Annotated in this window: 11 protein-coding genes; 7 read left to right on the top strand and 4 right to left on the bottom strand. The window is 63.4% G+C overall.

Going from position 1 to position 9,273, the window contains the following annotated elements; genetic code table 11:
- Positions 1–590: hypothetical protein (locus ACP5H1_RS05955; protein ID WP_427972916.1), on the top strand; the 590-nt coding region annotated here is incomplete at its 5' end.
- 145 nt (positions 591–735) lie between these two features.
- A complete protein-coding gene (locus ACP5H1_RS05950; RefSeq protein ID WP_427972913.1) occupies positions 736–2,085 on the top strand; it encodes an alkaline phosphatase family protein in 1,350 nt (449 codons plus the stop codon).
- Positions 2,086–2,236: 151 nt separating this feature from the next.
- On the opposite strand, the gene ACP5H1_RS05945 is transcribed toward ACP5H1_RS05950, so the two are convergent.
- Positions 2,237–2,698: a hypothetical protein gene (locus ACP5H1_RS05945; protein ID WP_427972910.1), complete on the bottom strand. Its 462-nt coding sequence runs from the start codon at positions 2,696–2,698 to the stop codon at positions 2,237–2,239.
- Positions 2,699–2,769: 71 nt separating this feature from the next.
- Between ACP5H1_RS05945 and ACP5H1_RS05940 the strand changes: the two genes are divergently transcribed.
- From ACP5H1_RS05940 to ACP5H1_RS05930, 3 genes are all read left to right on the top strand, one after another.
- Complete coding sequence (locus ACP5H1_RS05940; protein ID WP_427972908.1) at positions 2,770–3,078, top strand: hypothetical protein; 309 nt, start codon at positions 2,770–2,772, stop codon at positions 3,076–3,078.
- Positions 3,079–3,201: 123 nt separating this feature from the next.
- The gene (locus ACP5H1_RS05935) at positions 3,202–3,714 is read left to right on the top strand and encodes a hypothetical protein (protein ID WP_427972906.1); all 513 of its coding nucleotides are present in this window, start codon (positions 3,202–3,204) and stop codon (positions 3,712–3,714) included.
- Positions 3,715–3,747: 33 nt separating this feature from the next.
- Complete coding sequence (locus ACP5H1_RS05930) at positions 3,748–4,767, top strand: MraY family glycosyltransferase (protein WP_427972903.1); 1,020 nt, start codon at positions 3,748–3,750, stop codon at positions 4,765–4,767.
- On the opposite strand, the gene ACP5H1_RS05925 is transcribed toward ACP5H1_RS05930, so the two are convergent.
- Positions 4,754–5,428 carry a GNAT family N-acetyltransferase gene (locus tag ACP5H1_RS05925; protein ID WP_427972900.1) on the bottom strand — a complete coding sequence of 225 codons (675 nt, stop codon included), beginning with the start codon at positions 5,426–5,428 and terminating at the stop codon, positions 4,754–4,756. The genes ACP5H1_RS05930 and ACP5H1_RS05925 overlap by 14 nt on opposite strands.
- A gap of 139 nt (positions 5,429–5,567) precedes the next feature.
- On the opposite strand from ACP5H1_RS05925, the gene ACP5H1_RS05920 reads away from it, so the two are divergent.
- On the top strand, positions 5,568–5,828 hold the full coding sequence (locus ACP5H1_RS05920) for a hypothetical protein (RefSeq protein WP_427972899.1): 261 nt from the start codon (positions 5,568–5,570) through the stop codon (positions 5,826–5,828).
- A gap of 56 nt (positions 5,829–5,884) precedes the next feature.
- The gene (locus tag ACP5H1_RS05915; protein ID WP_427972897.1) at positions 5,885–7,171 is read left to right on the top strand and encodes a glycosyltransferase; all 1,287 of its coding nucleotides are present in this window, start codon (positions 5,885–5,887) and stop codon (positions 7,169–7,171) included.
- On the opposite strand, the gene ACP5H1_RS05910 is transcribed toward ACP5H1_RS05915, so the two are convergent.
- Together ACP5H1_RS05910 and ACP5H1_RS05905 are read right to left on the bottom strand one after the other, a co-directional pair.
- Entirely contained in the window at positions 7,160–8,089 is a 930-nt protein-coding gene (locus ACP5H1_RS05910; RefSeq protein ID WP_427972895.1) for a GDP-mannose 4,6-dehydratase, read from the bottom strand. The two genes, ACP5H1_RS05915 and ACP5H1_RS05910, sit on opposite strands and share 12 nt — an antisense overlap.
- A 13-nt stretch (positions 8,090–8,102) precedes the next feature.
- Positions 8,103–9,080, bottom strand: coding sequence for a UDP-N-acetylglucosamine--N-acetylmuramyl-(pentapeptide) pyrophosphoryl-undecaprenol N-acetylglucosamine transferase (locus ACP5H1_RS05905; RefSeq protein ID WP_427972892.1), 978 nt, complete (start codon positions 9,078–9,080; stop codon positions 8,103–8,105).
- Positions 9,081–9,273 lie beyond the last annotated feature (193 nt).

The following is a 9,273-nucleotide window of genomic DNA, read 5'->3' as shown; positions in this document are numbered from 1 at the left end:
ACGCCTCCATGACATCGACGCTCACGTCAGAGATAGGCAGCGCCGAGTCCACACTGAGCGGCTACATAGCTGGCAACTTCAGCGCCGTGAACGCCTCACTCAACACTGTGGAGACAGACATAGTTAACCTGGGAGGCCAGCTGGGCGCCGTAGCGAGCAGCGTGGAGTCCATAAAGGGCACCGTTAACACCGTGGCCAGCGACCTCAGCGGCATATACTCGTCGCTGCAGAGCGTCAACAGCACCGTGAGCTCCGCCGCCTCAACGATAAGCGGCGTGGCCTCGAGCCTCAGCTCGCTCAGCAGCACGGTCAGCTCAATGAGCAGCACAGTGAGCTCCATAAGCTCAACTGTGACCAGCATGAGCTCAACGCTCAGCAGCGTGAGCAGCACGGTCAGCTCAATAAGCAGCACGGTCACAAGCATGAGCTCAACCCTCAGCTCGCTCAGCAGCACTGCATCAAGCGCTGAGAGCGAGGCCCACAACGCGGCGTCAACCGCGGCCTCGGCCGCGACCTACAGCCTCGGCGCGCTGATAGTCGCCATAATAGCCCTGGCCCTGATAGCCTACGTGGCCTTCGCCAAGTTCTGAGGGCCCCTAACTTAACCTTACTTTTCTTTTTCTTCCTTTTTCATGATTTTATTTTTACCTTGTCGTTGTGGGCTTTCCCTCTATGCAGCCCGGCAAAGCTCCACTTATTTAACCCCCCGGGCATCAAGGCAACCCGTGAGGCGCTTTGGCCAGGAGGCTGTTCGTCCTGGGCCTTGACTCGCTGCCGCCGTACGTCCTCTACGAGGGCCACGACGGAGGTGGCTTCAAGTTCATAAGGGAGCTGGTCGAGGACTCCGCCAGGTACCTCATGAGGACCTGCCACCCCCCCATAACTGTGCCCGCCTGGATGGTCATGTTCACGGGCAGGAGCCCGGGAGAGCTGGGCATATACGGCTTCAGGCACAGGAGGCCCGGGACCTTCGACTCCTACGTGGTCACGTCGCAGGACGTGAGGGAGCCCGCCATATGGGACGACCTGGGCAGGAGGGGGCTCAGGTTCGGCCTCTTCGGGGTGCCCCCGACCTACCCTCCCAGGCCTGTCAACGGCTTCATGGTGACCGACTTCAACACGCCTGGCCCTCAGAAGCCCTACACGTGGCCCCCCTGGCTCAGGCAGGAGCTCCAGTCCAGCGTGGGCGACCCGGTGTTCGACATAGTCTACAGGACGGAGGACAGGGACGCGGCCAGGAGGGACCTGCTGGCCATGGTTGAGAACCACGGCAGGATAGTGAAGTACCTGGCGGAGAGCAAGGCCTGGGACGCCTTCATATACGTGGAGATAGGCATAGACAGGGCCCACCACGCCTTCTGGAAGTACTTCGACGAGAGGCACCCCAGGTACACTTACCACGAGGTCTACAGCAGGGTGATACCTGAGGTCTACAGCAGGGTGGACTCATGGCTTGAGGAAATGGCCAGGGGCCCCCTCAGGGACTCGATAATAGTTATAGCCAGCGACCACGGCACCAAGTCAATGCACGGGGCCTTCGCCATAAACCAGTGGCTCGAGCAGGAGGGCTACCTGAAGCTTAAGGAGAGGCCGAGGTCCCCCGGGGCTGACCTCACGCCAGACATGATAGACTGGGACCACACCAGGGTCTGGGCCTGGGGAGGCTACTACTCCCGCTTCTTCTTCAACGTGAGGGGCAGGGAGCCCCACGGCATAGTTGGCAGGGAGGAGCTGGAGGACCTGGTCAGGGAGGTCAAGGGGGCGGTCATGAAGATAAGGGGGCCGAACGGGGAGGCCTGGAGGAACGAGGCCTACGAGCCTCAGGAGATATACCCGGTGGCCAGGGGGGACGCCCCGGACCTCACAGTTTACCTGGACGACCTCAACTGGAGGCCGATAGGCACGGTCGGGTGGCCCTCAAACTACACGGACAGGAACGACAAGGGGCCCGACGACTCCATGCACGACTGGCTCGGGGTGCTCTCCGTGTACGACCCGGAGGGCACGGTGAGCAGGGGCGACATGGGGGTAATAGACATAACCAGGGTCAGGGGGCTCCTGGAGGAGCTCTTGGCGTCCCGCTGAGGGCCCCATCGCAGAGGGGCACGTCGGCCTCCTCTCCCTGGCTTTCAAGGCCGGGTTCTCCACGACCCTCTCAATGGCCACCGAGGTGCCGTCCAGGACACCTAAGGCCATGTACTTTGCCCTTGAGGAGACCGCGACCCTCCCGTCCTCGTCAAGTGGTAAGCACGCCCTCAGGCTGGCCCTGGAGCCTGAGGGGCTCGGCCGAGGCTATAAGCGACCTCCTGTACCTAAGCAGCATGTTGCCGGTGGCCATGAGGCCGCCGGCGGCCCCTACCTTTGCGCCCGGGCCCAGGAGCGCTGCTATTGCAGTTACCGCGGCCGCCACGGCCACTATAAGCCAGTGCGGGGCGTCGTAGGCCAGGTGCCTCAGGGCGCTCCTCGAGGGGGACGCTATGTCCCAGTGCACCAGGTAGTGGTCCCTGTACTCCCTCACGTGCACTGACCTCCCGTCAGGCATGACCTTCTCCCAGTCGGCCCTCTGCCCCCTCGGCTCCGAGAGCCACCTTCTCCTGAAGCCCGATGCCCTGGGGCTCGGCAGCTGGGACTTGAGGAGCGCCAGGTCCCTGTGAGGGGGCATGGAGAGCACGACCTTAACTACGTCATCCCAGTTCAAGCCCTTTGGCCCAGCCTGCCTGGCGCGGCTGCGGTTAATAACCCGTCTCCCCAGCAGGGCCCTGAGGGGCCTTGGCGTCGCTGCTAAGGTACGCCAGGAGGATAATGGGGAGGAGGCTCACCTGGGCCGCCTACAACGCGATGGCCGCGGTGGCGAGGGGCCTCAGGCTGGTCGACCCCTCGAGGGAGGGCAGGCCCCTCGGGATAAGCGCCACCGTGATAGTCTACAACGACCCCGACTGGCTCCCCCTGGCCCTTGAGGACGCGGCCTCCATGGCTGACGAGGTCCTGGTGGTGGACTCCTCGGACCCGTGGGACGAGACCGAGCAGGTGCTTGAGGACGCCAGGTCGAGACTGGGCGTGAGGGTGGTCAGGCAGTAACCCCCCAGGGGCTACGCCGAGGCCAGGGAGCTGGCGCTCAGGGAGTCCAGGTACAGGTACATACTTGTCTGGGACTCAGACTTCATAGCCTTCGAGGGCCTGGGCAGGGCCCTAAGGGAGTTCGTGGAGGGCGAGGGGAGGGACAGGTACGCGCTCCTCTACTGGCCCTTCATAACGCTCTGCGGCGACCTGAGCCACAGGTGCAGGGCCGACAGGCTCCACGAGGAGCACTGGGCCTTCACTTACACAGGGAGGCTCAGGTACCTGTGGGACGGGAGGTTCGAGTACCTCTACGCCCCGCTCTACTACTTCAGGAGGAGGCTCTCCTCAAGCCCCATGGGGCTCCACCTCACGGGGGTCAGGAGGCCCGAGAGGGTGGCAGTTAAGAGGCTCATGCCGAGGGCAGGCTTCTACTCGATGGCCTCGGCCCAGGGGGTTGAAAGGGCAATGGAGGCCGTCAGGGCCGAGGCGAGGAGGCTCTACGGCACGGACGACCTCAGGGAGGTGGGCCTCAGGATCATGGAGGAGGACGCCAGGGGGAGGCCGTGCTTTGACGTGGGCCTCCTGCCTGACAGGGTGCTGAGGCGGGCCAGGGAGATAGGCGTGCCAGCGGGCTCCTGCGGCTCCAACGCTTAAAACTAGGACCAGGACAACGCCCTCGGGAGGGGCTTGCTGCAGGAGGCCGCTGTCGCGGTAATATCGTCGCTGGTCGCCATGGGCTCAGTGATGGCCCTAGAACCGTCATGGATAGCGGTGGCCAGCTCGAGGGGGCTCGTGGGCTCTGACATGAACAAGCCAGACAAAAGGAAGGTGGCCGAGGCGGGCGGGCTCTGGGTCATAGTGGGGGCCTCCCTCGGCCTCCTGGTCATGGAGGCCATAAACACGTTCGTCAACGGCTCGCTCTACAACCCGGTGCCGCTGTTCTCCATGCTCTCCCTCCTCATGCTCACGGGGCTCATAGGGCTCCTGGACGACATACTTGGCTGGAAGAAGGGCATACCCCCCGCGGTGAGGGTGCTGTCAACCATACCCGCCGCCCTGCCGCTCATGATAGCCAAGTACAACGCCTACATAGTTCACGTGCCGATACTTCACGTGCTCTACCTGGGGCTGCTGTTCCCGCTCGTCGTGGTCCCCATAGGCGTCATGGGGGCCTCCAACGCCTACAACATGATAGCCGGCTACAACGGCCTGGAGGCTGGCATGGGGGTGGTGATGCTTGCCTTCACGGCGGCCTTCTCCATAGTCAAGGGCCTCTGGCTCACGGCGTACCTCTCGCTCATAATGATGGCGGCCCTCCTGGGCTTCCTGTTCTACAACTGGTACCCTGCCAGGGTGTTCCCGGGCAACACGATGACTTACGCCGTGGGCGCCTACTACGCCGGCATAGTGGTCCTGGGCGACATAGCGGCCTTCGGCCTCTTCATGTACATGCTCTACTACGCTGAGCTCCTGCTCTTCATAAGGGGCCTCATGCACGGAGTCTACAAGGAGAACTTCGGCAGGGTGGCCCCTGACGGCTCCCTGGAGCCCCCCTACGACAGGTCCTACAGCCTGACGCACCTCATGATAAGGCTTCAGAGGAGGCTCAGGGGCAGGGCCACGGAGAGGGGGGTCACGGTTGGCCTCATGGCGCTGCAGGCGGTAGTCGGCGCTGCAGCCCTGCTGATATTCCTCAGGCTCTCCTGAGCTCGTAGACTATGAAGGCCTCGGAGTAGGCGGCCCTCTGCCTTGAGAACCTCATGTAGCCGTCCGCGTCGCCGGCGACGAAGAACGGCGGGTCAGTGTCAAGCACCTTGACCTGGCCGTTCGAGAAGACCCTGCCCCTGTAGTACTCAATGGGCCTCCAGGTCCAGGAGTCCACGTAGCCGGGCCCCTCCAGGCTGACGTCCTTGGCCTCGTCGAGGCCCAGCCTCCTGGCCAGCTCTGGGGCCGAGACCCTCGCGCCGTCGCTGAAGTACACCCTGTCCACCTCCTTGAACCCGAGCGACAGGGCCAGGGCGTTTGACGGCACGTTCCTCTCGCTCGCCATGACCCTGAACACCTTGCCTCCCGTGAGCTCCATAACGTAGGCCGCGAGCTGCCTCCCGATACCCTTCCTCCTTATGTCGCTGCTCACCCCGATGCCCTCCATCCACACGGCGTCCTCGAGCTGCCTGGCGTGAAGGACGCCGACGATCCTGTTGTCGGAGTCAACTGCCTTTATGAAGTAGCCCTCCCTGAGCCACCTGTCGAAGGTGGCGTTTATGTCTACGTGGCTCAGCTCAGGCGCGCCCCTCAATATTGATAGAACTGCCTCCCTGTCATCGGCAGTGACCCTCGCGAAGGAGACCTTGACCCTTGAGAGCATACGCATCACCTTGGTTTAAGTTGCATACATCTCACGCTTACAGTTCGCATTGGATCTATTTATTTATTTTATTTTTTCCCCAGCGACGGCTGGGGCCAGCATTAAGACTTATAAGGCTTGTATCGGATATTCGAGTTGGGTGAGCGATACGGGCTGGTGGAGGTTTGGGCGGTGGGGCGGAGGGCCCTGGCCAGGCCACGGGCCCTTCTCGTACCTGCCCCCGTGGGAGAGGCCCGGCTGGACCATGGCCTGGTACGGCTACTACGACAGGGACTCGGAGCTCAGGGCCCTTGAGGCCTACAGGCTCTACCTGGAGGACCTCAGGTCGTGGGCGGAGGGGCAGCTGAAGGACGTCGAGAGGAGGATAGCTGAGCTGAAGGGCCAGCAGGCCAATGCCTAGGTCCCTAACCTTTTTTAAGTTCTAGCCCCCCGGACTGAAGGTGAAAGGGGGCTCCATTGAGCGTTAATGTAAATATGCTAAGCAGCCAGCAGATTATAATGACGTTCCACCAGTACCTGCAGAGCCTGCACCTCAGCTTGTCAACCTCGAGGGCCCTGATGGCCTACGCTGCCGGGAGCGCAATAACTGTTGGCGTGACCTTCGTGGTGGAGCTGGTAATAATACTTCACGGCCTCCCCAGGGGCAGGGCCCAGGAGGCCAGGCAGCCCCTGCCCGCAACTCCAAGGGTCTCTGTTATAGTGCCCACGTACAGGGAGGGCGAGAGGACCCTAAGGGCCGTCAGGTCGCTCCTCAGTCAGGACTACCCAAGGGGCCTCTATGAGATAATAATAGCGGCCGAGGCCGACGACCCGACCATTGACGGCGTTCTGGGAGCCCTTGGCCTCAGGAAGGTCAACGGCTCCGAAGCAATAGTGAACGGCGTCAGGGTCAGGCTTTCCCTGGGCGACGGGAGGACCAGGGGCAAGCCGGCGGCCCTCAACAGGGCCGAGTCCATGGCCGCGGGCGACATAATAGGGGTCCTTGACGCCGACGGCGTCGCTCCCCCGGACGCCATATCAAGGGCTGTCTCGGCCCTCGCGTCAGGCTACTCAGCAGCCCAGCTGCCCAGGGAGGTGGCCCTGCCGCCTGAGGCCAGGAGGACCTTCGCCGGGGCCCACATGAGGGCCCAGACGGCTGAGATGAGGCTCTACAACCAGTTCCTGGCGCCGGCCCTGATGGGATTCACCGGCTCCGCCTGGATAACGGGATCCGGCTACTTCGTGAGGAGGGAGGACCTGGAGGCCGTGGGCCTCTGGACCCCCTGGGCCCCCACGGAGGACCTGGACCTCTCGGCCAAGCTGCTCAGCAGGGGCATGAAGGTGGCATTCCTCAGCGGCAGCCCCGTAATAGAGGAGCCCCTGACCTCCATAAGGGCCGTGATCAGGCAGAAGGAGAGGTGGGTCAGGGGGTCAATGCTGGCCACCTTCACGGCCCTCAGGGGCGTCAGGAGGACGTGGCCCCTGCTGCTGTTCCTCATAATGCCCGCCTGGGGCTACCTCATAACCCCGTGGCTGGGCATGCTTGCCGTCGCCAGGCTTCACCCGGAGCTCCTGACCTGGACCCTGGCCTGGTCGGCCGTGTGGCTGGTGCCGGGCGCGGCGTACTACATAAGCGCCGTGGCCAAGGCAGGGAAGGCCGTGAGGCCCCTGCCGGCGGCCATAGCCCTTTACATGCTGGCTGGCCTCGTGGCCCTGCCCAAGATAGTCTTCAGGAGGTACGAGTGGAGGGGCTCAAGGTCTTAGTCTCTCCCTCATGTAGCTGTACGTCAGCCTGAGGCCCTCCTCAAGGCTCACCCTGGGCTCCCAGCCAAGGCCCTCCCTGGCCCTGCTTATGTTGGCGCAGCTCCTCCTTATGTCCCCCGGCCTCGGCTCCCTGAACTCTGGCCTCAGCTCGACGCCCGCCACCCTAGATATGATCCTGAGGAGGTCCAGGACGCTCACCTCCCTGCCAGTGCCCACGTTAAAGGGCCCCGTGGCCCTCCTCCTGACGGCCTCTAGGAAGGCCCTGGCGACGTCGTCAACGTAGACGAAGTCCCTTGTGTTAAGGCCGTCGCCGTATATCACAGGCCTGAGCCCCCTTATGGCGGCCTCCATGAAGTTGTAGATCACGCTCGCGTAGGGCCCCCTCCTCATCCCTGGGCCGTAGACGTTGAACAGCCTCAGGTAGGAGGACCTCAGCCCGTAGTCCCTGTAGGCCTGCTCGGCAAGCTGCTCGTCAAAGAGCTTGGTGAGGCCGTAGAGGCTCTTGGGCCTGAGGGGCGCGCCCTCCTTAACGGGGACCTCGCTCACGTCGCCGTAGACCGCCGCGCTGCTGGCAATGGCTACGTAGGCGTCAAGCCTCCTGGCCATGTCGAGGACCTCCTGGGTGCCGAGCACGTTGGCCCTCACGGCCCTCGAGGGGTCCTCCCTGGCCTCCACGACGCCTGAGACAGCGGCCAGGTGAACTATGGCGACCTCGTCGCCCCTGGCCATGGCTTCCACGCCCTCGAGGGCCCTCCTGTCCGAGACGTCCCCCACTACGAGCCTTGCCCCGGCGGGCACGTTTTCCCTGGCGCCCGAGGACAGGTCGTCAATCACTATTACCTCATGCCCCTCGCTGAGGAGGAGCCGGGACAGGTTGCTCCCTATGAAGCCGGCGCCCCCGGTCACTATGAACTTCAAGCTGGCCCCCGGGTTACCTGCGCCAGGAGGTTATTATCTGAGCCAGTTTGACCGAGCCGTCGTCACAGGCAGCAGGCCTGGCCTTCATTGCCTCCTCCACGGCCCTCTCGACGCCCTCGGGGGTCACCTGGTCGGGCGGCAGCAGGACGGCGCCTATCCTCTTGGCCATCATGCTGGCCTCTACCATCCTTACCGGGCTCCTCATCCACACCCACTCGGTGTTGGGGGCCAGGACCGTCGGCTTGCCGTACTTACATGCGGCCTCCACGGCGGTCCTCCCGAAGTGGGTCACGACAGCGCTGGCCCCGGCTATCATGTCCTCCAGCTCCGGGCTGAAGCTGAAGGCCCTGAGGCCGGCCTTGACGTAGGGCCCCGGGTCAACCCTGCCTGTCTGCAGCACCAGCCTGTCCCTGATGCCCGAGGCGGCGGCCGCGTCAAAGAGCGCCCTGTAGCCGTAGCTGCCGGCCGTCACAAGTATGTAGCCCTCGTCCCTGACCCTGTAGTGAAGCTTCCCGAGCAGGGGGCCCACCACGACCCCCCTGGGCGCGAACCTCCTCTGCTCCTCCCACTGGAGGGCGACGAGCCTGGATATGGGGGACAGGGCCCTGACGGCCCTGCTGGGCTCCACGAACCTCTCAGTGGCCTCTATTGTGACAAGCTTTGCCCCCTTGAGCCGCGCCGCTATGCCTGAGGCTATGCTGTGGTTGCTCCCGCTCGCCACGGCCACGTCGTAGCCTCCGGGGACCCTGGCGAGCGACTTGAGCAGGGCCCCCGGGAGCCTCAGCACCCCCTTGGCGAGCCCCTCGCCCGGGTCAAGGAACTTCGGCGTCCTCGCGACGACCCTGCCCAGCCTGGAGACCTGCTCCTCGCTCCACCTGTCGCCCTCAGGTATAACGAAGTCAACAGTCACCCCTAAGTCCACGAGCCTCTCCGCCAGGGCCATGGCGTGCCCCGTGTGGCCGCCGCCGCTCGCTATTATCAGAGCCCTCAAGCTCCTTCGCAGCTTTAAGATGGCTAGGGGCTCTTAACGCTAACCGTCCCCAGGTAGTTACTGTTAAAGGAAGCCCCTACTGGTGAGGCTTATCATGTTTAGGTAAAGTAATCATAACATGTATTGACAGGTAGCAACAATACCTTACGAAAGTCAACAGATAAATTCTCTGAATGTAATACCACAAGGCAGC

Source organism: Acidilobus sp., assembly GCF_049973875.1.
Classification (GTDB): Archaea; Thermoproteota; Thermoprotei_A; order Sulfolobales; family Acidilobaceae; genus Acidilobus.
The sequence above is the reverse complement of the archived record's forward strand: the minus strand, read 5'-3'. Positions and strand labels throughout refer to the sequence as shown.

Coding starts and splice junctions, on each gene's coding strand:
- ACP5H1_RS05925 (WP_427972900.1), bottom strand. CDS start 5,428: ATGCTCTCAAGGGTCAAGGTCTCCTTCGCGAGGGTCACTGCCGATGAC.